The sequence below is a fragment of the Streptomyces sp. NPDC048507 genome, from assembly GCF_043199995.1.
Taxonomy (GTDB): Bacteria; Actinomycetota; Actinomycetes; order Streptomycetales; family Streptomycetaceae; genus Streptomyces.
Genome location: NZ_JBICWZ010000022.1, coordinates 39641 through 64237, shown reverse-complemented (window position 1 = coordinate 64237; position 24597 = coordinate 39641). Strand labels below are relative to the sequence as shown.

Annotated in this window: 15 protein-coding genes and 1 riboswitch; of the genes, 6 read left to right on the top strand and 9 right to left on the bottom strand. The window is 71.8% G+C overall.

The window, feature by feature from the left end:
• Positions 1-43: 43 nt before the first annotated feature.
• Together ACGFXC_RS34230 and ACGFXC_RS34225 are read right to left on the bottom strand one after the other, a co-directional pair.
• Positions 44-1435 (bottom strand): FAD-dependent oxidoreductase, encoded by a 1392-nt coding sequence (locus ACGFXC_RS34230; protein WP_393718804.1) that lies wholly within the window; start codon positions 1433-1435, stop codon positions 44-46.
• Positions 1436-1550: 115 nt separating this feature from the next.
• Positions 1551-2498 (bottom strand): oxidoreductase, encoded by a 948-nt coding sequence (locus ACGFXC_RS34225; protein ID WP_393718803.1) that lies wholly within the window; start codon positions 2496-2498, stop codon positions 1551-1553.
• Positions 2499-2743: 245 nt separating this feature from the next.
• Between ACGFXC_RS34225 and cbiE the strand changes: the two genes are divergently transcribed.
• From cbiE to ACGFXC_RS34205, 4 genes are all read left to right on the top strand, one after another.
• Complete coding sequence (gene cbiE / locus ACGFXC_RS34220; protein ID WP_393718802.1) at positions 2744-3991, top strand: precorrin-6y C5,15-methyltransferase (decarboxylating) subunit CbiE; 1248 nt, start codon at positions 2744-2746, stop codon at positions 3989-3991.
• Positions 3988-4737 (top strand): precorrin-4 C(11)-methyltransferase, encoded by a 750-nt coding sequence (gene cobM, locus ACGFXC_RS34215; protein ID WP_393718801.1) that lies wholly within the window; start codon positions 3988-3990, stop codon positions 4735-4737. Before cbiE ends, cobM begins: the two co-directional genes overlap by 4 nt.
• Complete coding sequence (locus tag ACGFXC_RS34210; protein WP_393718800.1) at positions 4727-5497, top strand: cobalt-precorrin-6A reductase; 771 nt, start codon at positions 4727-4729, stop codon at positions 5495-5497. The genes cobM and ACGFXC_RS34210 overlap by 11 nt, the downstream gene beginning before the upstream one ends.
• Positions 5498-5585: 88 nt before the next feature.
• Complete coding sequence (locus tag ACGFXC_RS34205) at positions 5586-6086, top strand: hypothetical protein (protein ID WP_393718799.1); 501 nt, start codon at positions 5586-5588, stop codon at positions 6084-6086.
• A gap of 70 nt (positions 6087-6156) precedes the next feature.
• On the opposite strand, the gene ACGFXC_RS34200 is transcribed toward ACGFXC_RS34205, so the two are convergent.
• Genes ACGFXC_RS34200 through cobG form a run of 3 tightly spaced genes read right to left on the bottom strand, consistent with a single transcriptional unit; the run spans position 6157 to position 9567 of the window.
• Positions 6157-7638 (bottom strand): precorrin-2 C(20)-methyltransferase, encoded by a 1482-nt coding sequence (locus ACGFXC_RS34200; protein WP_393718798.1) that lies wholly within the window; start codon positions 7636-7638, stop codon positions 6157-6159.
• Positions 7635-8282: a precorrin-8X methylmutase gene (locus ACGFXC_RS34195; RefSeq protein ID WP_393718797.1), complete on the bottom strand. Its 648-nt coding sequence runs from the start codon at positions 8280-8282 to the stop codon at positions 7635-7637. Before ACGFXC_RS34195 ends, ACGFXC_RS34200 begins: the two co-directional genes overlap by 4 nt.
• 4 nt (positions 8283-8286) lie before the next feature.
• Positions 8287-9567 (bottom strand): precorrin-3B synthase, encoded by a 1281-nt coding sequence (cobG, locus tag ACGFXC_RS34190; protein WP_393718796.1) that lies wholly within the window; start codon positions 9565-9567, stop codon positions 8287-8289.
• Between the two features lie 265 nt (positions 9568-9832).
• Positions 9833-9990, top strand: a riboswitch (cobalamin riboswitch).
• A 32-nt stretch (positions 9991-10022) separates the two neighbouring features.
• Here cobG and cobN point away from each other — a divergent pair.
• Entirely contained in the window at positions 10023-13637 is a 3615-nt protein-coding gene (gene cobN / locus ACGFXC_RS34185) for a cobaltochelatase subunit CobN (protein WP_393718795.1), read from the top strand.
• Between the two features lie 19 nt (positions 13638-13656).
• Complete coding sequence (locus tag ACGFXC_RS34180) at positions 13657-14130, top strand: hemerythrin domain-containing protein (protein WP_393718794.1); 474 nt, start codon at positions 13657-13659, stop codon at positions 14128-14130.
• A 693-nt stretch (positions 14131-14823) separates the two neighbouring features.
• Here ACGFXC_RS34180 and ACGFXC_RS34175 read toward each other — a convergent pair.
• The 4 genes from ACGFXC_RS34175 to ACGFXC_RS34160 form a co-directional block, all read right to left on the bottom strand.
• Positions 14824-14976, bottom strand: a complete 153-nt coding sequence (locus ACGFXC_RS34175; protein WP_393718793.1) for a hypothetical protein — start codon at positions 14974-14976, stop codon at positions 14824-14826.
• Positions 14977-15171: 195 nt separating this feature from the next.
• Positions 15172-15411: a hypothetical protein gene (locus ACGFXC_RS34170; protein WP_393718792.1), complete on the bottom strand. Its 240-nt coding sequence runs from the start codon at positions 15409-15411 to the stop codon at positions 15172-15174.
• Between the two features lie 619 nt (positions 15412-16030).
• Positions 16031-16564, bottom strand: a complete 534-nt coding sequence (locus tag ACGFXC_RS34165; protein ID WP_393718791.1) for a hypothetical protein — start codon at positions 16562-16564, stop codon at positions 16031-16033.
• 17 nt (positions 16565-16581) lie between these two features.
• Entirely contained in the window at positions 16582-24051 is a 7470-nt protein-coding gene (locus tag ACGFXC_RS34160; RefSeq protein ID WP_393718790.1) for a ricin-type beta-trefoil lectin domain protein, read from the bottom strand.
• Positions 24052-24597: the final 546 nt, after the last annotated feature.

The following is a 24597-nucleotide window of genomic DNA, read 5'->3' as shown; positions in this document are numbered from 1 at the left end:
TCCGGACCCGGTCGCGCCGGGCCCGGACGGCAGCGGCGTGGTGCTAGGCCGAGCGGTGGTGGGGCGGGTAGGCCGGGGCCTCGGGGCTGGTGGGCAGGCGCCACTTGGACAGGACCCGGAGCACGGTGCCCGGGCTGAGCAGGGTGCTGGGCGGAGCGGTCAGGGAGAGCACCCCGAAGAAGGGGGCACAGAGCGCGGCGTCGGTGTTGGCGCCGACCATCACCCGGGACATGTACCGCTGGAGGATCCTGGTCGCCCGGTCGGGCGGCGGCCCCTCCGTGCCGGGGTAGCGCAGGTCCTCGCTGGTCGCGATCTGCCAGGCGGCGGAGGCCGCCGGGGCGGTGCGCCGCTGGACGGCCCGGCAGGCGGCCGGGATCCCCTCGGCGGCCAGCCCGGCCAGGGCCTCGCGCAGGGCCTGCGCCCCGAGCGCGGCGACCGTCATGCCGTGCCCGTACACGGGGTTGAACCGGCAGGCCGCGTCCCCCGTGACGAGGAGGCCCTCGGGCCAGCGGTCCGCGCGTTCGTAGTGGCGCCGTTCGTTGGCGGTGCCCCGGAAACCGGTGGGGTCGGACAGCGGCTCCGCCGCGCGGATCGCGTCGTACAGCGCGGGACTGCGCAGGCCGCGCGCGAACTCCAGGAAGTCCGGGTCCCTGGTGGGCGGGGCGTGTTCCCCGTTGCCGATGAGGGTGACGAGCCAGCGGTCCCCGTCGACCGGCACCAGCACGCCCCCGCGCGGGCTGTCGGGACGGCCCTGGACGTACATGCCGCGCCAGGGGCGCGCCGGGTCCGCGGGGGTGCGGTAGGTGCGGCTGGAGTAGCCGAGGTGGGAGTCGTAGCGGGTGAGGGCCGGGGCGGGGTAGCCGAGGGCGGCCAGCCAGGCCGGGGTCTTGGAGGTGCGTCCGGTGGCGTCGACGACGAGCCGGGCCGGCAGCGGGCCGCCCTCGCGCAGGGTCACCCCGGCCACCGAGCGGCCGTCGGCCCCGGCGATCAGGCCGGTGGCCGGGCGGCCGGCCAGCACCCGGATCCGCCCGTCGCGCAGCACGGCCCGGCGCAGCGTCCAGTCGATGAGTTCCCGGCTGCCGAGCAGCACCCGGCTCCCGGGCAGCGGCCCGAACCAGTCGGCCGGGCTCAGCCACAGGAAGTCGCGGGGCGACTCCAGCAGGGCGCAGCCGCCCGCGGTCAGTTCGCCGGTGATCCCGGGCAGCAGGCCCTCCATCACGTCCACGCCCCGCGCCCACAGCACGTGCGCGTGCCGGGACTGCGGTACGCCGGGCCGGAACCGGGGCCCGTCCTCGGACAGTTCGTCCCGTTCGACGACGGTGACCCGCGCGAACCGCTCCGCGAGCACCCGTGCCGTCAGCAGTCCCGCGAGCCCCGCTCCGAGGACCACCGCGTGGTCGCGGCCTTCTGAGTGGTTGTCCGGAGTGTCGTCCATGCCGACGAGTGTCCGGCGCCCCGGCCCCCGGGGGTCACCCCCCGTCCGGGGCGGACGGAGGCACGCCGGGGGCGGACGGAGGCACACCCGCGCGGCGCCTCGGCGGTGACGGGGGTCAGCGGGGGAGGGAGGCGTACGAGACGCCCGTGAGTTTTTCGGAGGCGGTCCACAGGCGGGCGGACGCCGCGTCGTCCAGGGTGCGCTTCGCCCGCCAGGAGGGCGCGGGGGCGCCGCGCCAGCCGAGCCGGGGGCCGTAGAACGCGTCCTGGCCGACGCCGGGCGCGGTGGCCGCGTAGAGGGTGGGCAGGGCGCCCGAGGCGGCGGGCTGCGCGAGGACGGCGTTGCCGAGGGACATGACGCGGGAGCCGAGGGTGCGGCCCTCCTGGGCGGCGGCCCCGGCGTGCAGGTTGGTGGAGGCGTAGCCGGGGTGCGCGGCGGCTGCGGTGAGCGTGGCCGCGGCGGCGGTGAAGCGGCGGGCCAGTTCGTGGGTGAACAGCAGGTTGGCGGTCTTGGAGCGGCCGTAGGCGATCCAGCGGCGGTAGCCGTCCGCGCGGTGCGCCGGATCGGGGTCGAGGTCCTCGGGGCGTACGTCGCCCAGGACGTGGAAGCCGCTGGAGACGTTGACGATCCGGGCCCCGGGGGCGGCCGCCCGCAGCCGCGGCAGCAGCAGGCCGGTCAGGGCGAAGTGGCCGAGGTGGTTCACGCCGAACTGCGTCTCGAAGCCGTCGGCGGTCCGCCCGTACGGCAGCGCCATCACCCCGGCGTTGTTGACGAGGAGGTCCAGGCGGGGGTGCCGCTGTCCGTAGGCCCGCGCGAACTCCCGTACGGAGGCCAGGTCGGCCAGGTCCAGCGGGGCGAACTCCACTTCGGCGCCCGGCACTTCGGAGCGCAGCCGGATCACGGCGGCCCGGCCGCGGGCGGCGCTGCGGCAGGCCAGGGTCACGGCCGCGCCGCGACGGGCCAGCTCACGGGCGGTGACGTACCCGATGCCGCTGTTGGCCCCGGTCACGACGGCGGTCCGGCCGCCCTGGTCCGGGATGTGCGTGGCGTTCCAGGCGGTCACGGCGACTCCCTCGGCGCGGATGTGCGGGCTCTGAACACTCGCCGCCACCCTACTCAGCCCCCGGACACCGGCCCCGGCGCGGCCCCCGCCCCGCTCCGCCCGGCGGCCCGGCCCGGCCGGCCCGCGGCCCGCCGCGCCGGGGGTTTCCGCGCAGGTCACCCGGCCCCCCGGGGTCGTGCGGGGCGGCGGTAAGCTGCGGAGCCGTCCCGCTCGTCCCCTTCTCCCGTCCCCGAGGTAACCCCGCCGTGAGCTCCGCACTCCCCCCCACCCCCGTGACGGTGGTCGGCGTCGGCGCCGACGGCTGGGCCGGGCTCACCGCCGGCGCGCGCTCCGCGCTGGCCGCGGCCGAGGTGCTGATCGGCGGGCCCCGGCAGCTGGACCTGCTGCCGGCCGGGCCCTGCCCCGGACTGCGCGTGTCCTGGCCGAGCCCGCTGCGCCCGGCCGTGCCCCGGCTGATGGCCGAGCACGCCGGACGCCGCATCGCGGTGCTGGCCAGCGGGGACCCGATGTTCTACGGGATCGGCCGCGCACTGTGCGAGGAGCTCGGCGCCGCGGCCCTGCGGGTCCACCCGCACCCCTCCTCCGTCTCCTACGCCTGTGCCCGCCTGGGCTGGCCGGTGGAGGACACCGAGGTGGTGACGGTGGTCGGCCGGCCCGTGGCCCGCGTCGCCGCGGCCCTGCACGAGGGCCGGCGGGTCCTGGTGCTGAGCTCCGGCGCGGGCAGCCCGGCCGAGATCGCCGCCCTGCTGTGCGGGCGCGGCTTCGGCCCGAGCCGGATGCGGGTGCTGGAGCGGCTCGGCTCCGAGCACGAGGACGCGTACGAGGGCACGGCCGAGCGGTGGGAGCACCCGCCGGGCGATCCCCTCAACGTGGTCGCCGTCGACTGCCGCCGCGACCCCTCCCATCCGGCGCCCCGGCTCGGCGCGACGCCCGGCCTGCCCGACGCCGCCTACGAACACGACGGCCAGCTCACCAAGCGCCACGTCCGCGCCGCGACCCTGTGCGCCCTGGCCCCGGCCCCCGGCGAGCTGCTCTGGGACATCGGCGGCGGCTCCGGCTCGATCGCCATCGAGTGGATGCGCACGCACCCCTCCTGCCGCGCGGTGACGGTGGAGCGGGTTCCCGAGCGCGCCACCCGCATCACCCGCAACGCGGCCGCGCTCGGCGTTCCCGGCCTGCGCGTGGTCGTGGGGGCGGCTCCCACCGCCCTGGACGGCCTTCCGGCGCCCGACGCGGTCTTCATCGGCGGCGGCCTCACCGCGCCGGGCCTGCTCGACGCCGCCTGGGCCGCCCTGGCCCCCGGCGGGCGGCTGGTCGTCAACACCGTGACCCTCGAATCGGAGGCGGTCCTCGCGGAGCGCTACCGCCGGCTCGGCGGCGAACTGGTCAAGCTGGCCGTCTCGCACGCCGTGGCGGTCGGCGGCTTCACGGGCTGGCGGCAGGCGATGCCCGTCACCCAATGGTCGGTAACCAAGGAGAAGGATCAGACATGACCGTGTACTTCATCGGAGCGGGCCCCGGCGCCGCCGATCTGATCACGGTGCGCGGTGCCCGGACCCTGGCCGCCGCCCCCGTCTGTCTCTACGCGGGCAGCCTGGTCCCCCGAGAGCTGCTGGCCGAGTGCCCGCCCGGCGCCCGGCTGGTCGACACCGCGGGGCTGAACCTGGACGAGATCGTCGCCGAGATCGTCCGGGCCCACGGGGCGGGGCAGGACGTGGCCCGGCTGCACTCCGGAGACCCCTCGGTCTTCAGTGCGGTGGCCGAGCAGATGCGCCGCCTCGACGCGGCCGGCATCCCCTACGAGGTGGTCCCGGGCGTACCGGCCTTCGCCGCGGCGGCGGCCGCCCTCAAGCGGGAGCTGACCGTCCCCACCGTCGGCCAGACGGTGATCCTGACCCGGATCGCCCAGCAGGCGACGCCGATGCCGCCCGGCGAGGACCTGGCCACGCTCGGCCGCAGCGGGGCGCTGCTCGTGCTGCACCTGGCCACCCGTTACGTCGAGCGGGTCGTGGACGAACTGCTGCCGCACTACGGCGCCGAGTGCCCGGTGGCGGTGGTCGCGATGGCCAGCCGCCCCGACGAGCTGATCCTGCGCGGCACCCTGGCCGACATCGCGCCGCAGGTGAAGGCGGCGGGGCTGGTGCGCACCGCCGTGATCATGGTGGGCCGGACCCTGGGCGCGGAGCAGTTCCGCGACAGTCACCTCTACTCCCCCGGACGCGACCGGCATGTCTGCTGATCCGGCCCGGGCGCACGTCCTGGTCCTGGGCGGCACCACGGAGGCCCGCCGACTGGCGGAGGCGCTGGAGCACGAGCCCGCGTACCGGGTGACGACCTCCCTGGCGGGCCGGGTCGCGTCGCCCGTGCTGCCGCCGGGCGAAACCCGGATCGGCGGCTTCGGCGGGGCCGCCGGGCTGGCCGCCTGGATCACCGGGCACGGCGTCACCCATGTCGTGGACGCCACGCACCCGTTCGCGCGGCGGATGAGCTTCAACGCCGCCGGGGCCGGGGCGCTCACCGGTGTGCCGCTGCTGGCGCTGCGCCGTCCCGGCTGGAGCCCGGGTCCGGGTGACGCGTGGACCTTCACGCCGTCCCTGGAGGACGCGGCCGGGCTGCTGGCCCGGCGGGGCGCGGGCCGCGTCTTCCTGACCACCGGCCGCACGGGCCTGCACACCTTCGCGCACCTCACCGAGCCCTGGTTCCTGGTGCGTTCGGTGGACGCCCCGGCCGGGCCGGTGCCGCCCCGGCTGCACGTGCTCCTGGAGCGGGGCCCGTTCACCCTGGCCGACGAGCGGGAGCTGCTGGCCCGTCACCGCATCGACGTCCTGATCACCAAGGACAGCGGCGGCTCCGCGACGGCTCCCAAGCTCGCCGCCGCCCGCGAGGCGGGCATCCCGGTCCTGGTCGTACGCCGTCCCGCGGTCCCGGCCGGGATCGCCGAGGCCCCGTCGGTGGGGGCGGCCCTGCGCTGGCTCGCCGTCCCGGAGCGCAGGCCCTGACGCATGCGTCGCGGCCGTCCGCGCGGCCCCTCGCGCACCGGCCGTCCGGCCGGTCCCGGCCGTGCGGCACACCCTCTAGGCTGAGGGAATGCGGATACGTCACTCCCTCGCCCTGATCCTGGCCTGCGCGGCGCTCGTCACCGGATGCGGCGAGAAAGCGGCTCCCAGAGGGTGGGAGCCCGACGACGCGCTCCAGCGGGCCGACGAACTCCTGGGCAAGGGCACGGGGAACGGCAGGGTGACGATGCGGGGCACCGCCTTCCTCGCGGCGGGGCTCGCGAAGGACCTGGAGACCGGCGGGGAGCGCCCGTACCGCTTCGACATCGCCTGCGACAGCGAGGAGAGCCCCCGCGTCACCCTCGTCCTGTCCCGGGAGGGCGGCGCCGGGGACCGCACCTTCGACGTGTCGTGCACCGCCGGGGAGGTCACCCGGCTCAACCTGCCGGCCGGGGCGGCGGTGTCCGCGCACGTCGAACCCGCCCCGCAGGACGATTCGCCCCCGGCCGGCGTGCTCTCGTGGCAGCTGCTCACCCTGGAGCCGCAGGAGGTGCAGGGCTGCGCCGACGTCCTGACGGGCTGCGCGGGCTGACGCCCCGCGGCCCGGGGCGGGCCGGGGGGCGTCGGCCGCCGGTCACGCGCCGCGGCTCACCGGCGGCGGCTCAGGGGTAGCGGCGCGGGGTCCAGGTCACCCTCGACCCGTCGGGCCGCTCGGTGACGCGGGTCTGCGAGGAGCCGACCAGCAGGATCGTGCGCATGTCGACCTCTTCGGGCTCCAGCGCGTCCAGGGTGACGATCCGCACCGACTGGCCCGGCCCGCCCACGTCCCGGGCGACGACCACCGGGGTCTGCGGCGAACGCAGCGTGAGCAGCAGCTCCTTGGCCTGCGCCACCTGCCAGGTCCGGCTGCGCGAGCCCGGGTTGTAGAGGGCGAGCACCAGGTCGGCGGCGGCCGCCGCCCGCAGCCGCTCCGCGATGACCTCCCACGGCTTGAGCCGGTCGGACAGCGAGACGGTGGCGTAGTCGTGGCCCAGCGGGGCCCCGGCCGCGGCGGCCGCCGCGTTGGCCGCCGTCACCCCCGGCAGGACCCGTACGGGCACGTCCGCGTACTCCGGCTGCCCGGCGACCTCCAGGACGGCGGTGGCCATGGCGAAGACCCCGGGGTCACCGCCGGAGACCACGGCCACCCGCTTGCCGCGCCGGGCCAGGTCGAGGGCGAACTCGGCCCGTTCGGACTCCACCTTGTTGTCGGAGCCGTGCCGCACCTGTCCGGGCCGCACGGGCACCCGGTCCAGGTAGGTCGTGTAGCCGACCAGCACCTCCGCGTCGGCCAGTACCCGCCGGGTCTCGGCGGTCAGCCACAGCGGCCCGGCGGGGCCGGTGCCGACGACCGCGACCTCCCCGGGGCCGGGGGGCACGCTGCCCGGGTTGCCGATCCGGCTGGGCACCACCGCGACGGCGAAGTACGGCACGCTGTCCGGGTCGGTGTCGGCCAGGACGCCGGTGCGCTCGCCCTCCATCGTGGCGCGCTCCACGTAGCGGGCCTCGGGCAGCCGGCCGCTGGCCTCCATCGCCCGCCGCACGGCGGGGAAGGTGCGTCCGAGCTTCATGACGACGGCCGAGTCGGTGGCGGCGAGCCGGGCCGTGAGCTCCTCCTCGGAGAGGGTGCCGGGCAGGATCGTCAGCACCTCCTCGCCCTCGACGAGCGGGGTGCCGAGCCGGGCGGCGGCGGCGCTGACCGAGGTGACGCCGGGGATGACCTCGGTCGGGTACCGGTCCGCGAGCCGCTTGTGCATGTGCATGTACGAGCTGTAGAAGAGCGGATCGCCCTCCGCGAGGACGGCCACGGTGCGCCCGGCGTCCAGGTGGGCGGCGAGGCGGGCGGAGGCGGCCTCGTAGAACTCCTCCATCGCGCCCTGGTAGCCGCCGGGGTGGTCGGTGGTCTCGGTGGTGACCGGGTAGACCAGCGGTTCCTCGATGTGGTCGGGACGCAGGTGCCCGGCCGCGATCGAGCGGGCGATGGAACGCCCGTGCCGGGCGCTGTGGTAGGCGACCACGTCGGCTCCGGCGATGGCCTCGACGGCCCGCAGGGTCATCAGGGAGGGATCGCCGGGCCCGAGCCCGACGCCGTACAGCTTGCTCATTCTTCCTCGCTCGCGATCGCGTTGACGGCGGCGGCCGCGATGGCGCTGCCACCGCGCCGGCCGCGCACGATCAGGTGGTCCAGGCCCGAGGGGTGGGCGGCGAGCGCGTCCTTGGACTCGGCGGCGCCGATGAATCCGACGGGCACGCCGATCACGGCGGCGGGGCGCGCGGCGCCCTCCTCGATCATCTCCAGGAGCCTGAACAGCGCGGTGGGCGCGTTGCCGACGGCGATTACGGACCCCTCCAGCAGGCCGCGGTCGCGCCAGACTTCGAGGGCGGCGGCGCTGCGCGTGGTGCCCATCTTCGCGGCGAGTTCCGGCACGGCCGGGTCGGAGAGCGTGCAGATCACCTCGTTGGCCGCGGGCAGCCGCTTGCGGGTGACGCCGCTGGCGACCATCTGTACGTCGCACAGGACGGGCGCCCCCGCGGCGAGCGCGGCACGCGCCCGCAGCACGACCTCCGGGGTGTAGCCGAGGTCCCCGGGCAGGTCGGTCATCCCACAGGCGTGAATCATGCGCACCGCGACCTGGGCGACGGAGGCGGGCAGCCCGGAGAGGTCCGCCTCGGCGCGGATCGTGGCAAAGGACTGCCGGTAGATCGCGGCGCCGTCCTTCTCGTACTCGAACACGGTGTACTCGCTCATTTCTTCACTGGATGGTGCTGCGGGCGGCCGTGAGGACCGCCGCCAGATCTGGGTGCCGGGCCGTTTCGGCGGCGCGCCCGGGCGCGGAGACCTCGTACCCCTGCGGGGTGGCGACGAGGTCCACCCAGGCGGCGGCGCGCGGGTGCCCGCAGCGGCGCTCGCATCCGGACCAGTGCACGGGCAGCGGTCCGGGCGTGCTGCGCACCAGGGCCCGTGCGTCGGCGCGCACGTCGGCCCGGGACTTGGCGCAACCGGGCCGTCCAGTGCAGGCGGTGACGGACCGCCAGGGATCCGCGGCGTCGGTGACGAGACCGGCGTCGGCGAGAACTGCCAGGGCCCGGGCGGCCGTTGGTCCGGTCAGTCCGGGGACGACGACTCCGCGCCAGGGGGTCAGCCGCAGCCGGCCGCCGATCCCGGCCAGCGTCCGCCACTGCGCGCTGGTGAGGCGGCCGAGCGGCGCGAGCACGGACAGCGCGGCGCGCCCGTCCGCGCCGGCCACCAGGCCCGGCTCGGGGCCGTCGCCGGGCGGGGGCACGGGCGCGCCCTCGATCCGGCCCGCGATCCCGCAGGACTCCAGCCGGCCCAGCAACCACTCCGGTTCCAGGGCGTGTTCGGGGGGCAGTTCGCTCACCCGCCAGGCCCGCGTACCGGCGGCCCGGGCGGCGTCGAGGAAGTACCGGGCGGCGACGAGGGCGGCCCGGGGGGCGTCCCGCGCCCCGACCCGGACCCCCTGCCGCGCTCCGGCCGTCGACACCAGGGCCCCGCCGTCGGGGCGGGCGACCACGACGACGTCACCGGCGAGGGCGGCCACGTCCCCGCGGCCGTCGTCGAGGGCGAACAGGAAGCGGCCCGAGAGCCCGGCCGCGGCCGGATCCGCGCACAGCAGCCCGTCCAGCTCGGCGACCCAGCCCGACACGTCCGGCAGACCGGATCCGTCCAGGCCGGTCAGCGGCGAGACGACGATGTTGCGGACCCGCTCGTGCGAGGGCGCGGGCAGCAGCCCGGCCCGCTCCAGCACCCCGGCCAGCTCGCCGCCGCAGCCCGCGCCGAGTCCGCGCAGCTGCGCGTTGCCACGGGAGGTGAGGTCGATGTGCCCGTCCCCGAGCCGGTCCGCGGCGTCGGCCAGCAGCAGGGCGGCCGCGCCGTCGAGGAGCCCGCCGGGGATCCGCACGCGCGCCAGGTGGCCGTCGTCCGCCGCGTGCAGGCGCAGGGCGCCCGGGCAGGCGTCACCGCGTTCCCGTATGACGGGTTCGTCCCGCGACACGGCGGAGGGGGGCTGGGGCATGGCCGCGAGCATACCCACGATTCCCCGCCCCCGGCCTGTGTCCGACGCCACCCTCCCGGCCCCCGCCGCCGGGGCGGCGGCCGCCCCGGCGGGCCTCTCCCGCGGCCCGCCCCGCCGGCGTTTGGCGCACCGGGCCCGGGGCAGGGTCCCGGGGGCGCCCCCGCCCGGCGATGCCCGGCCGGCGGCCGCCACGATGCCCGGACCACCCCCGGACGAGACCACCACGGCGCCGGACCACCCCCACTCCCGGCCAGGGACGACGCCGCCTAAGATGACCTTCCGACGGGCCGTTCGGCCCGTCATCGCCGAGGACGGCGACATGGGAGGAAGCCCGGTGAGATTCCGGCGCGGTCCCGCCACTGTGAACCCCGCGGAGCGATCGGCGGGGTGAGTCAGGAACTCCCGTCGTCCTCACTGCCCGGGGCGCGGAAACCCCGAGGAAGGCCTGCCGCCGCATGATCCTGCTGCTGTCGACGTCCGACACCGATCTGCTGAGCGCTCGCGCCGCCGCGGACGGCCCCGTCCCGTACCGGTTCGCGAACCCCTCCCGCCTCCCCCTCGACGACCTCCCCGGTCTCCTCGACGGCGTCGACCTGGTCGTCGTACGCCTCCTCGGCGGCCTGCGCGCCTGGCAGGAGGGCCTCGATCTGCTGCTGGCCGCCGGCCAGCACCGCCCGGTCGTCGTCCTGACCGGCGAACAGGCCCCGGACGCCCAGCTGATGGAGGCCTCCACCGTCCCCATCGGCATCGCGGCGGAAGCGCACGGCTACCTCGCGCACGGCGGCCCCGCCAACCTCGGCCAGCTGGCCCGCTTCCTCTCGGACACGGTGCTGCTCACCGGCCACGGCTTCGAACCCCCGGCCGCCTCCCCCACCTGGGGCCACCTGGACCGCCCGGCCTCCGCGGCGGACGGCCCGCGCGTCGCGCTGCTCTACTACCGCGCGCACCAGATGAGCGGCAACACCGCCTTCGTGCACGCCCTGTGCGACGCCGTCGAGGCCAAGGGCGGCCACCCCCTCCCCCTCTACGTCTCCTCCCTGCGCACCCCGGAGCCGGAGCTGCTGGCCGAGCTGGCGGGGGTCGACGCGGTCGTCACCACCGTCCTGGCCGCGGGCGGCACCCGCCCGGCCACCGCCTCCGCGGGCGGCGACGACGAGTCCTGGGACGCGGGCGCCCTCGCCTCGCTCGGCGTACCGATCCTCCAGGCCCTGTGCCTGACCGGCTCCCGCGCGAACTGGGAGGAGAACGACGAGGGCCTGTCCCCCCTCGACGCCGCCACCCAGGTCGCGGTCCCGGAGTTCGACGGCCGCCTGATCACGGTGCCGTTCTCCTTCAAGGAGATCGACGAGGACGGCCTGCCCGCCTACGTCGCCGACCCCGAGCGGGCCGCCCGCGTCGCAGGCATCGCGGTGCGCCACGCCCGGCTGCGCCACATCGACCGCCGCGACAAGAAGATCGCCCTCGTCCTGTCGGCATACCCCACCAAGCACTCCCGCATCGGCAACGCGGTCGGCCTCGACACCCCCGCGAGCGCCGTGGAACTGCTGCGCACCCTCATCGCGGGCGGCTACGACTTCGGCCCGGCGGACGGCATCCCGGGCCTGGTCTCGGGCGACGGGGACGAGCTGATCCGCGCCCTGATCGAGGCGGGCGGCCACGACCAGGACTGGCTGACGGAAGAGCAGCTGGCCCGCAACCCGGTCCGCATCCCGGCGGCCGACTACCGCCGCTGGTTCGCCGAGCTGCCCGCCGAGCTGCGCGCGAGCGTCGAGGAGCACTGGGGCGAGGCCCCCGGCAACATGTTCGTGGACCGCTCCTCGAACCCCGAGGGCGACATCGTGCTCGCGGCCCTGCGCCGCGGGAACCTCCTGATCCTCATCCAGCCCCCGCGCGGCTTCGGCGAGAACCCGATCGCGATCTACCACGACCCGGACCTGCCGCCCTCGCACCACTACCTGGCCGCCTACCGGTGGATCCAGGCGCGCGCGCAGGACGGCGGCTTCGGCGCCGACGCGATGATCCACCTGGGCAAGCACGGCAACCTCGAATGGCTGCCGGGCAAGAACGCCGGCCTCTCCGCCTCCTGCGCCCCGGACGCCGCCCTCGGCGACCTCCCGCTGATCTACCCCTTCCTCGTCAACGACCCCGGCGAGGGCACCCAGGCCAAGCGCCGCGTGCACGCCACCCTGGTCGACCACCTCGTGCCGCCGATGGCGCGCGCGGAGTCGTACGGGGACATCGCCCGCCTGGAACAGCACCTGGACGAGTACGCGCAGATCAGCGCGATGGACCCGTCGAAGCTCCCGGCGATCCGCGCGCAGATCTGGACCCTGATCCAGGCGGCGAAGCTCGACCACGACCTCGGCCTCGAAGAGCGCCCGGACGACGACGGCTTCGACGACTTCCTCCTGCACGTCGACGGCTGGCTGTGCGAGGTCAAGGACGCGCAGATCCGCGACGGCCTGCACGTCCTCGGCGGCGCCCCGACCGGTGAGGCCCGCGTCAACCTGGTCCTCGCGATCCTGCGCGCCCGCCAGATCTGGGGCGGCACGACGGCCCTGCCCGGCCTGCGCGAGGCCCTCGGGCTGGACGAGTCCGCCGCCACCCGCACCGCGGCCGACGAGGTCGAGGCGACGGCCCGCGCCCTGGTCCAGGCGATGGAGGAGGCGAACTGGTCCCCGGAGGCGGTCCCCGCGGTCGCCGCCGGCCACCCCCGGGCCGTCGCGGACGTCCTCGCCTTCGCCGCCCACGAGGTCGTGCCCCGCCTGGCCGGCACCACGGACGAGATCGCCCACGTGGTCACCGCCCTGGACGGCGGCTTCGTCCCGGCCGGGCCGTCCGGCTCCCCGCTGCGCGGCCTGGTCAACGTCCTGCCGACCGGCCGCAACTTCTACTCGGTCGACCCCAAGGCCGTCCCCTCCCGCCTGGCGTGGGAGACGGGCCAGGCCCTGGCGGACTCGCTCCTGACCCGCTACCGCACCGACAACGGCGGCGAATGGCCCGCCTCGGTCGGCCTGTCCCTGTGGGGCACCAGCGCGATGCGCACCTCCGGCGACGACGTCGCCGAGGCCCTGGCCCTGCTCGGCGTCCGCCCGGTCTGGGACGAGGCCTCGCGCCGCGTCACGGGCATCGAGGCGATCCCCCTCACCGAGCTCGCCCGCCCCCGCATCGACGTCACCCTGCGCATCTCGGGCTTCTTCCGCGACGCCTTCCCGCACGTCATCGGCCTCCTGGACGACGCGGTCCGGCTGGCGGCCTCGCTGGACGAGCCCGCCGCGCAGAACCACGTACGCGCCCACGCCCAGGCGGACCTGGCCGAGCACGGCGACGAACGCAAGGCCACCACCCGCATCTTCGGCTCCCGCCCGGGCACCTACGGCGCGGGCATCCTCCAGCTGATCGACTCCCGCGACTGGCGCACCGACGCCGACCTGGCGGAGGTCTACACGGTGTGGGGCGGCTACGCCTACGGCCGCGGCCTGGAGGGCCGTCCGGCCCGCACCGAGATGGAGACGGCGTACAAGCGGATCACGGTGGCGGCGAAGAACACCGACACCCGCGAGCACGACATCGCGGACTCCGACGACTACTTCCAGTACCACGGCGGCATGGTCGCCACGGTCCGCGCCCTGCGCGGCACGGCCCCCGAGGCCTACATCGGCGACTCCACCCGGCCCGAGACGGTCAAGACCCGCACCCTGGTCGAGGAGACGTCCCGGGTCTTCCGGGCCCGCGTGGTCAACCCGAAGTGGATCGAGGCGATGCGCCGCCACGGCTACAAGGGCGCCTTCGAACTGGCGGCGACGGTCGACTACCTCTTCGGCTACGACGCCACGACGGGCGTGGTCGCGGACTGGATGTACGACAAGCTGACGGAAACGTACGTCCTGGACCCGGTCAACCGCGCCTTCCTGGAGCAGGCCAACCCCTGGGCCCTGCACGGCATCGCGGAGCGCCTCCTGGAGGCCGAGTCCCGCGGCATGTGGGAGAAGCCGGACCCCCAGATCCTCGAAGCCCTGCGCCAGGTCTACCTGGACACGGAGGGCAACCTGGAGGGCGACTCCGCCTGACGGCGCCACACTGGACGGCATGTGCCACTACTGCGGCTGCCGCCAGATCCCGCTGCTCAAGGAGTTCATCGCCGAGCACGAGGCGGTGACGAACGCGGCCGGCGACGCCCTGCGCGCCCTGGACGCGGGTGACCTCCGGCAGGCCGCGGCCCTGCTCGACACGATGGAGGCCGTCCTCCTCGCCCACTGGAAGGGCGAGGAGGACGGCCTCTTCGCCGTCATGGGCCAGGACCCCGAGTACGCGCCCCACATCGAAGCCCTCGTCCGGGAACACCGCACCCTGGCCGCCTTCCTGGCGACGGCGGACCTGACCTCGCCTAACGACGTCGCGGAATTCCGCGAGGCGGTGGCGGAGCTGCACCACCACATCGCCAAGGAGGAGGACGGCCTCTTCCCCGCCTCCCTCACGGCCCTGACGGCCGACGACTGGGACGCCGCCATCGCCGCCTGGCGCACCGCCCACCCCCACACCCCCCTCCACCCCCCGGGCTGACCCTCCCCCGACACCCGGACCACCCCACTCCCGCGGCCAGGTGCGCCATTGAGTCCGCCCAAGCCTCCAGCACCCTCGATGGCGCCTGTATTGCGCCCTCGGCATCGATACTCACCGAGATCAGGCCCGGTGTTGTGCCGCCGGAACGTGCTGCGGAGGGCGGCTCACCCCGCTGACGCTGGCGTACACCGACTCCGGCCTCAAGTCCCCCTTGAAACACGCCGTCCGCGACAACGAGATCGCCGGCAAAGTCCACACCGGCAACCGCGTCGATTCGAACCGCTCACGGCAGGTGAAACCCGCCGATTCCTCGCTGCCGCCGGCGATGGCCGCCTGTCGGCGCTGTACGAATTCACCCTCCGCACCGGCCTACGCAAAGGCGAACTCCTCGGCGCGGGCGCCGCCAGTATCCGCCGCACGCTCCAGCGCACCCGGGCCGGCGGACTCACCGCCCTACCCACCAAAACCCGAGCCTCCGAACGACGCATCGCCCTTCCGAGCGATTGCATCCGCTCGTAAAGGAACACCGGGAGGTACAGGAAGGAGCACGAGAGACCACAGCGGAGGACGCGAGGAACAGGGGCCTCGACTTCGGCACGCAGACAGGAGGGCCGATCGATCCGGAGAACCTCAATCGCAGCTTCCGCGCCCTCCTCGACCGGACAGGGCTCCGCCGCATCCAATTTCACCAACCTATGTCACTCCCTGGAGCAGGGCGTCGAACTCATCGTAAGCAAGGAACTCCTCGGCCACGCCCACATCGGCGTCACCGCCACCGTCTACGCCCACGTCCAATCCCGCCTCCAGCGCAACGCCATCGGCCTTCTTCGTCTCGCCCTCCAGCACACCGACGAGACCAACAAGCACGCCAACGGCCGCGTGGCACTTCCACCCTGTGCGGCACCCATCCACTGGCGTTGCCGTCATCTAGTGCCGTCAGACACCCCAGTACACGTCAGAGGCCCCACCGGAAACGAACCAGTGGGACCTCTGATACTCCCCGCATGACTGAAGGGATGGCGATTTCAATCTAGAGGACGACTATTCTCGGGTCGCAACCTCAAGAAAATACGCGGCGGCGCGCCGTAGCGAAACTTCCAATGCCGCCATCCCCTCACTCTTGCGCCATTCCACGGAGCCCGTCTCGCATTCCTGCCATGCCCGAATATAAGCATCCTCGACATCGGCAACATCGAACATCAATCCATCCAGAAGCTCGTCCGGTATCCCACCTTTCACACTCGGGTCAAGGATCCGATCGTCCATGTCGGCCCTGGCCACCAATACCTCTCCAACACGCCTAAGATGAATTGCGCCAACGTTTGCGCTGAGCATTATTTCGGATAGAGTCCGCAGGCCCAGATCTGGGGTATACACGCAGATAGGACCTCCTACCGTTCCTGATCACAGTCCGCATTTCCCGGAAGACTCCGACCGCATCCGCGCCGGCCAGTCCCTCCCGCCTGCAGAATACCCACACAGTATGTGACGCAGTTACTGCGAGAACCGTAAGGTCCGAGGTTGGTGCCGATCGATCCCTGCGCCGCATCGTAGGCGGCTTCCGAATTGGGAAGATAAAAAGACCGCCGCAAGGTGCCTGGCCCCATATCGACCACGAACGCCTCACCCCCCACATCGGCGTCGCTGCCAGCGTCTACGCCCACGTCCGACTCCGCCTGCAACGCCAAGCCATCGATGCTTTGGGCCACGCCCTCGGCCCCACCGACGACGACCCCGAAGATCCGCCCGCCGCAGCCGTCGTTCGCTGACGTTGCCGTCAGCTACTGCCGTCAAGACGCCCAGAAGCCCCGCCGAGCACACGCTCGGCGGGGCTTCAAAGCTGCAAACTCAATTCAGGGATGACTCTTAGTCGAACAGGAAGGAGCGGAGTAGGCGAGTCCTATCCGACAATCTCCGCATAGACCACATCGTAGGACTCAGGGTCCATTGAGAGTCGCCCCTGACTGTCAACCGAGAAGGCCCCCCGATCGTAGCAAGCGCGGAATACAGAAATCATCTGCTCGATGCTTTCAAATTCGATTTCTGTCGGCTCTCCAACTAGGATGCCGGCGACCCTTGGGTTTTCGTTGGAGACCCATACGGCGGCATAGATATCACCACTTGGGCCGCCGAGAATGGGAATCCACTTCGGACCGAGGATGGGGTCGCCATCATGCCCCCCTTTCATCTCAACGGCCTCGCGGAGAGAGAGCGGACTGTACCCGGGAATCAGATTTACGTCATCCTGAGTCTGTCCTTCATGGAGCGCCACCCCATTGCACCATTCGAACCATGCGGCGACCTCCTCAGGCACGGGACTACCAAACTGTTCCTGGACCTGGTGGGCGTCGACGCCTTGGATGAGCCACGGGACAACGGGGCGATCCAGTGCAGCAAGTTGCGCTACAAGACCTTCGAGCTCAACCGACAGCATCCAAACGCTCCTACTCGTCACTGGACTTGCACATAGTACTGATCGCCGCCGTCGATCCCGTTATCACGAAGGAACGGCCATAGCGAATCACGCCCGTGCGATACGTTCTCGTTGCGGGGTATAAGCCGCAGTGTAGCGCCCGCACCGCCCTCTTGGGTGGACGCGAACGGGAACTCCTCCCAGGACATACCCGGAGCCAAAGTTCCGGGGCGCGGCTGACCCGCTTGAGCGGCATTTCGATTCGCCCTGATCGCGGACCGACCCGTTTGCCGGGTAACAATTGGGCTGTGCCCATTCCCGAGGGCATTGGTGAAATTGTCCGCAACTCCGGGGTGCTGCGATGAATCAATTTCGTGGACCGGCAGGCGCGTGGCTTCACCGGAGGAATCTACGGCAAAGACACATTTGTCGGCGTTATGGACCAAGATCGGCGTGGTACCGGCGAGTACATAGTACGTGTGGAAGTAGGCGACCGTGAGGTTGTAGACGGTGGCCGGTGAAGTCCAGCGCTTTACCTCGGCAACCTGGACGTATGTGCCGGAACTCGCGCGGAGGAGCTCGCCCGGCTGGAGGGCGGTTGCGTCGATCCACTGCGACAGGTCGACCGACCAGAACGGGTGCTTGTCCGTCGCCGTGATGACTTCGGTGGCGGAACCCGCGTCGCCGTCGGTGTCCACGGTGATCTCGACGAGGTTCTTCTCGCCCTGGCCCAGGATCGTCGCGGTGACGTCCTCGGCGACCGTTTCGCCGGTCTTCGGGTCCGTGGCCAGGACCTTGTCGCCGGGCTGGAGATCGTCGATCGGCAGAGTCGAACCGTTGGCCAGCAGGACGAGCGTTCCCGCCGCGAAGCTGTTGGGAGCACACCCTCCCTTGCCGCCCGTCCTGGCGGCAATCTTGGAAGCAATCTTGCTGGCTCCCTTGCCCACCGCCTTGCCTATGGCGGCTACCGCTACGCCGCCGGCCGCGCCCAGGACTCCTCCGATCGCTCCGGCTGCGGCTCCGACACCGACGTCCTTGAGGACGCCCATCAGACTGTGGTCGGCATTCGGATCCATGAAGTTCGCGGCTGCGGCTCCCGCTGCGCCTGCGACGGCTCCACAGCCCGCGGCCAGCCCGAACCCGACTCCGCCCGTGGCCACGCCCAGCGCGCCGGCGGCTGCCACGCAGCCGGCTCCGACCACGACTTCGGTGGCGATCGAAACGATGGCTACCTTGTTGTCCTTCACGAACTGCTTGGTGGCGTCGTACGCCTTGCGCACCGAGCACATGGAGATGAGACCGCAGCTCTTCGGCTTCGCGGCCGAGCTCCCCTTGTTGCTGCCGCCGCCGGAGTTGCCCCTCGGCGCGGTGTACTTGGTCCGGTCCGACGGCTTGTACGGCGTGTTGTAGTCGCCCTGGATGGGCTTCGGACGTCGCGGGTCGTCCACCGACAGGTTGTCGTCACGGGGGTTGTAGTGACCACCGCAATTGCCGTGCAAGCAGTCGGTCTCGATGAGTCCGGAGGGGTCGCTGCCGTTGACGGGGTCGCCGCTGGCGTAGGTGTACCCGTTCATCTGCGTCGGGCTGGTGATGTCGATGACCGGGTCGACGGAGATGAAGCGGCCGGTGGTGGACTCGTACTCGCGGGCACCGAGGTGGGTCAGGTCGGTGTTGCTGTCGTCGATGCCGCTGCCGAGGAAGCCTCGATTGCCCGGCCAGCTCCCTGGCTGGGCACCGCGGGCGTTGCCGTACGGGTCGGACTTCCGGCGGGTCACGTTCTGGCCGCCGGCGAGATCGATCGAGGTGGTGGCCGTGCCGTGGTGGTCGGCGAGCTGGATGCTGAGCTGGTGGTTGCCGGCCTTTCCACCGGTACGGCGAACGGTGGTGGCTTCGGGGCCGCTGTAGTAGCGGACGGCGTCGATGGCCTGACCGGCCTTGTTGACGGTGACCTCCGTGTCACCGAGGTAGAGGGTGCGGCTGCTGCCCGTTTCCTCTATGAGCCGGTTGCCCGATGCGTCGTAGATGTAGGTCGTCGTGTTGTCGAAGGTGAACTGCTGCGGGCCGGTGGCGTTGCAGGACCACAGCTGGAGGTCGCCGCCATCGGCGGCGTTGTTGGGGACGTCGACGCACTGGTTGGTGGCCGGGTTGTTGAGGGACTTGTCTCCGGCGCGGTAGACGAACTTCTGCTTGTCGCTGCCGTCACAGGTGGCGAGGACGAGCTTGGTGCCGCTGGTGGTGAGGCACTTGTCCAGGGCTCGGACGGTGTTGTCGGTCAGGCGCCACTGCTGCGCCTTGGACTCGTTGCACGGATAGATCTGGACGGGAGTGCCGTCGGTGGTGCTGCCCGATTCGACGTCGATGCACTTGCCGGAGCCGCCGATGACGGAGACCGCCCCGATGCCGGGACTGCTGGCCGAAGTGATCTTGTTGCGCCGGTCCCAGGTCAGGGTCTGGGTGTCCCCGCCGATGCGGCGACTTGTGGTGTTGCCGGAGGGGTCGTAGGCGTAACTGGAGAGCGAGGTGACCGTGGAGCCCGGGTTCCGGGTGGTCTTCTCGGCCTTCGCCAGCGTGTGCGGCTGAGTGGTGATCGGCGGCTGTGCGCCGCCGGCGACGGTGACTCCGTACGTGTAGCTGGTTTCGTCGTCAAGCGCGCTGTTCGTCAGGTCCTTGTTGACGAGCTTGGTGCGGTTGCCGATGGCGTCGAACTGGTACTCCTGCCAGTAGCCGTCACCGTCCGGCCCTGCGGTCACGTCCGTCAGGCTCGGCCCGTTGCAGGCCGCCGTTTTGCCGGTCCAGGCCTTCGTCAGCGAGCCCATCGGGTCGTAGGCGAAGCACTGCCGGTCTTCGCGGCCTCCCGGCTGGCTGTCCGTGATCGCGGTGATGTTGCCGGCCGGGTCGTAGGCGTACGAGACGTCGCTGATCCGGTTGCCGGGTCCGGTTTCGCGGTCGTAGACCTGGTTGGTGATCTGGCCGGTGTTCGGGTTGTACTGGTTGGTGGTCCATACCCGGTTCGGCGCGTTGCCCGACGCGGTACGAAGGACTTCGCCGAACGGGCTGTACTTGACGTCGGCGGTGTACCAGGCCAGGCCGGACATGCTCTGCGGCATGCCATCGGAGTTGTACCGGGTGATCAGCTTTTCGGCGGCGAGGCCACCGGGAGTCGGCGGCGAAGTGGTCGACTGGACCTTGCCGGTCGGCGTGTAGGTGGTGTTGGAGGCATAGGTGCCCGCCAGGCCCTTGGTCCCGGGCACATCCGGGATCGTGATTTTCGATCCGGTCGGCCGGTATTCGGAGTCGTAGCTGGTGACCTCGCTCCGGTAAGCGGCTCCGCCCTCGTAGCGGGTGGAGGAAACGGCCTGCCCCTTGGCTCCGGGCAGTGAGTCGAACGTCCACGAGGCGACCAGTGGTCCGTTCGCCGCGTCGTCGTGCTGTTCGGTCGTGCGTCCGAGGGGGTCGTAGGCCGTGTACTGCAGGCGGCCCCGCGAGTCCTTCGCCCAGACCTGCTGGTCGAGGTTGTCGAAGCCGAACTCGGAGCGGCCGGTGTCCGGGTCCTCCGATGCCGTCATACGGCCGCGCACGTCGTACTCGTAGGTCCACTTGTTGCCGGCGGCGTCGGTGACCGACGTCAGCTTGTTGCGGACGTCGTAGAGGTACGAGGTCCTGTTCCAGGTGGTGAGGTCGGCAGCTGTGGCCTGCTCGACGGCGGAGGTGCGGCCCATCGGGTCGGTCCAGGTCCTGGAAGCGCTGCTCCCCTTGAGGGGGGTCGTACCGTCGGCGGACATGGGCCCGCGGGCCAGGGTGTAGTCCCCGCCGTACTGCACGACGGAGGAGTACTGCGGGACGTCCGAGAAGAGGGTCGTGGTGCGCACGGCCCTGCCGAGGCCGTCATAAGCCGTCTCGGTGGAGTTGGGGACCCGGTAGACGCTTTCGGGAACGAAGATGTTCTTCTCTGGTGTGCCCTCGGCGTAGTAGCCGTTGTTGACCTGCCGAACCGTACCGTTGGCGCTGTAGAGGGTGTCCGTGATCAGACGCCCGCCGCCCAGCGCCTCGCCCTGGCTCTGGCGCGGGCGGAGCAGGCCGTCGTAGATGGTGAGGACCTTGGTGTAGGTCCCGTCGTCCTGCAGGGTGCCGCTGGTGACGACCGGCGGCTCGTGCTCGGAAATCTGGTAATTGAAGGTGAACGCGGCCTTGTCGGTGGCCGGGTTCTGCGAGGTGGTCCATACGGCCGTGGAGCGGCCGAGGTTGTCGTAGGTGGTCGTGATCTTGCGGCCGTTCGCGTCGGTGTTCTCGAGCGGCGCGCTGCGGCCGGGGTCGGTCTTGGTGGTGATGGTGTGGCCGACCGCGTTGGTGCCGGACACGGAGAACGCCGGGCCGGTGGCGGGCGTGTAGGAGGTGGTGACGGTGTTGCCGGCCGCGTCATAGACCTTGATTGACCTGCCGAGCGCGTCGTACTCGGTGCGGGCGGTGGTGATCCATCCGGTACCGGCGGCGTCGTTGGTGTCGACCTGGTAGATCAGGCCCTTGGTCGGAGTCGTACCGAAGGCGCCGAGTGCGTCGTAGGCGGTGCGGCTGTCCGAGAGGAGCGCCCCGGTCGCCGCCTGCGTGCAGTCGCCGGCCGTGGTGCGCAGGCGGGAGGGGAGACCGATTAGGTGCTTGGCGGTGTTGTGCACGTAGCTCGTTGTCGCGCACGTCTGGTGGGTGGTCTGCCAGCCGCCGGTTCCATTGGGGCTGATCGCCTCGGACTGGATCGAGGCGGTCAGGCCGTAGGTGGGCTCGTACGTGGTCCGCGTCCGCATGGTCCGGGTGGCACCGCCGCTGATCGTCTCGATCGAGTCGGTGCGCGAGGATCCTGAACGGTAGGCGTTCAGAGGGGTGGTGCCGTCCCGGGGCCGAGTGGCGGTCTGCTGGCTCCAGGGCCAGGTGAGGACGCGGGAGGCGATGCTTCCGCCGGTCTTCGTGTACGTGATGCTCTCGGCCGAGAGCCCCTGGTATTGGGGCAGGTCCTCGGCGAGCTCCTCGGCCCCGGTCGAATCCTTGATCGTGATCTTGGCCCGCCCGGCGTCACCGGACATGCCCCGGAAGAACCGCGTCCGGGTCTGGGACTGCTCTGTCGCATCGGGTTTGCCCGCGTTGGCGGTCACACCCTTGCTGACGACGACACTGCCGTATCCACGCCACTGGCTGTAGGTGCGCAGCTCGGGCTTGGAGAACTCGTCGCTGTCCTTCGCCCAGGCGGCGTCGCCCTCGTAGGTGTAGCCCGTGACGACGTCCGGCTGGCGCGAAACGCGGTCCTTCTCGGTGACCTTGTCGACGACGTACTTGTTGAACCACTCCAGCGGAGGCTTCTCCACCTCGCCGTCGGGGGACCAGTGGACCGGGTAGCAGCGGGTGGTGTTCTCCTCGGGCTTGGGATGGGTGCCGCCGACCGGGCACGGCACCGAGTAGTCGACCTTCGTCTCGCCGCCGGTTTCGCTGCGGATGGTCTCCACCCGCAGGCGGTCGAAGTCGGGGGTGGCGTCGTTGGGTCCGGTGGCGACACGGTTGGGCATGTCCTGGACGTTGGCCAGGAAGGAAACCGGCGGAAGCGTGGTGCTTTCCTGGTTCCCGGCACCGTCCTTGGTGGTGCCGTATCCCGTGCGGGTGATCGACTCCAGCCACAGGGGCGGGTGGGTGTCGGTGCGCTGACGCGGGAAGGACTGGGTGAGGTTCCAGCGGTCCACGAGGGACAGCGCGGTGGAGCCTTCGGTGCGCTGGCCGTAGGTGACGACCGAGGTCAGGCGCTTACGCGTCCAGAAGGTCGGCGAGCCGGTGTAGCAGTCCTTGGCGCCCGCCTTGCAGTTGAGGGTGGAGGGGGTGTCCCACCAGGGCTGCTTGTCGCCGTAGTTGTTGCCTTCGAACTCGGCGTCGGAGCACTGCGTGGTGCCCTCCTTGACACAGCGTTCGTCGACCTTGAACTCGACCTTGGCGGCCGGGGGGCCGGAGAGGTTGTCGCTGCGCAGGCCGTAGGTGATCTGGGTGGGGTAGCCGGCCCGGGCGTAGGTGACCGCCTCCTTGAACTTCTCGTTCTTGGCGTAGCGGTTGGTCTCCTTCGCCCAGTCGATGATCATGGCGTTGCCGTTGAGGTCCTCGACGTAGTCGAGGTTCCAGCGCCAGCCCTGGTCACAGGACGAGGCCGCGTACGAGGTCTGGTAGCAGGGTTCACCGGGGTGGTTGCCGAAGACGGGGACGGTGAGGACCGAGTTGGTGACCGGGCGGCTTCCCGCGCCGTCCACGTCGTGGCGGCCGAAGAAGTAGCGGATGCCTTCGCGCGTGGTGACGACCCAGTACTCGCCGTCCTTGGCCCCGTTCGGGACGGTGGCGTCGGTCTTGCGCTCGATCTTGGAGCCGTCGTCACCGGCCGGGATCCACTGGCCGGTGGCGGCGTCGTGGACGAGTTCGGTCGAGCTGCCGCCCAGGGACATGACGACGTTGTCGCCCGCCCAGCACAGGTCGCTCTTCTTCTTGTCCGTCGCGTTGTCGTTGTTCGGCTTGGCCGGGCTGGCCTTCAGGTCGTCCGCACAGGAACGGTACCGGCGCTCGATGTAGCCGGGTTCATAGTCCCAGCCGTCGCCGACCCAGGAGGCCTGACCGTTGGCCACGGATGTCTTGCCGTCCACGGCCTGCGAGGAGTACCCGAACCCGATCTTCGGGGCGGGACCTGCGGGCGGCGCGGGTACCTCCAGCGGATAGGACCAGGAGAAGCCTCCACCGCTGCCGCCCGCGCTCCAGGATCCGGTGGGTGAGAGTGAGGTGGCCTTGTACGTACCGCCCGCGCCGGACGCGCCGTCGGAGGCTGCGAGGACGGTCGGTCCGCCACCGCCGCCGGTCATGGTGCGCAAGCCCTGGGCGGGAGCGGTGGCCGGGTCGATGGTCGCGCGGACCGTGCCGGTGGCGGGGTCGTTGATGCTCGGAACGTCCTGGGCTGCGGAGCACTCGGGAAGCTCGGGCGTGGTGAGGAAGCAGGCCGGGAGCTGCTTGAGCTGCAGGCGGGTGGCCCACTCGGTGCCGTAGAGGTCCTTGAACTTCTTGTAGTCCAGCTGGACGTCGACCGGGGTGGAGCCCTCGACCGGGGGCGTGATCTTGATGAGGGCGCCGTCGACGTTCGCGGCTTCCGTCGCGGCACGGTTCTCGACGCCGACCGTCCAGGTTCCCGAGGGTGCGGGCGGCGTCGGGTTCTCCGGTGTCGGCGACGCCTTGCCGATGCTGACGGGAAGTGAGCCCGCCTGCACGAGCTGGTCACCCGACAGCGGAACGGTGACGCTGCCGGCCGCCGGCGGCGTCGTCTTGGACGGCTCGTATTCGGGCGGCGACTGGACGGGAGAGCCCGCCCACCCCTCGAGCTTCGCGGCCTCCACCTTGTCGAGCTTGGCCTGCATGTCCTGCTGCAGACCCGGCAGTTGGACGCCCTCGCGGCCGCCCGGCGGGGCTGCCCAGGCCTGGATGGGCAGGAGTGTTGCGATCAGCGCCACCGAGACGGTGATGCCGGTGCGCCCGGCGAGGCGTCCGCGTCTTGCGCGGGCTCTCTGGTTTCCGGGCAGGCGGAAATTATGCGCCGAGAACGGCGGCATGTGGACCCCCCCACGATCTGCCCACGGCGAAGACACACGTGTAGCAGGAAACTGACAAATAGTGCGCTGATTCTGCACCGCCCGAGAGGCGAAAGCCATAGCGGACTATCGGGTGTGGAATATGTCACTTACGAAGCGCATAGGTGCTAACAAACTACCCAAATCGACCACTCACACAGGGTCTTCGCAGGTGACGGCCGCCACTGGGTACGGCATGCTCAGTCCGCACATTTCATGCGCGAAGGCCGGTTGGGGAGCCGGCCCTGCGCGCCGCCCGGCTATCGGGCTCATTACCCGCGAGTACCCAGGGGGCAGCGAAATTCTGCGCGCCCGAGGGGGGAGAATTTGTCATGTCTGAAAATGAGTCCTCGGGCGAGAATTCGCCAGTGATTCCGGAAAGAAAGCGAAGCGATTCCGCCACCGTTTCGCGCCGTTGGTTTCGGCGCC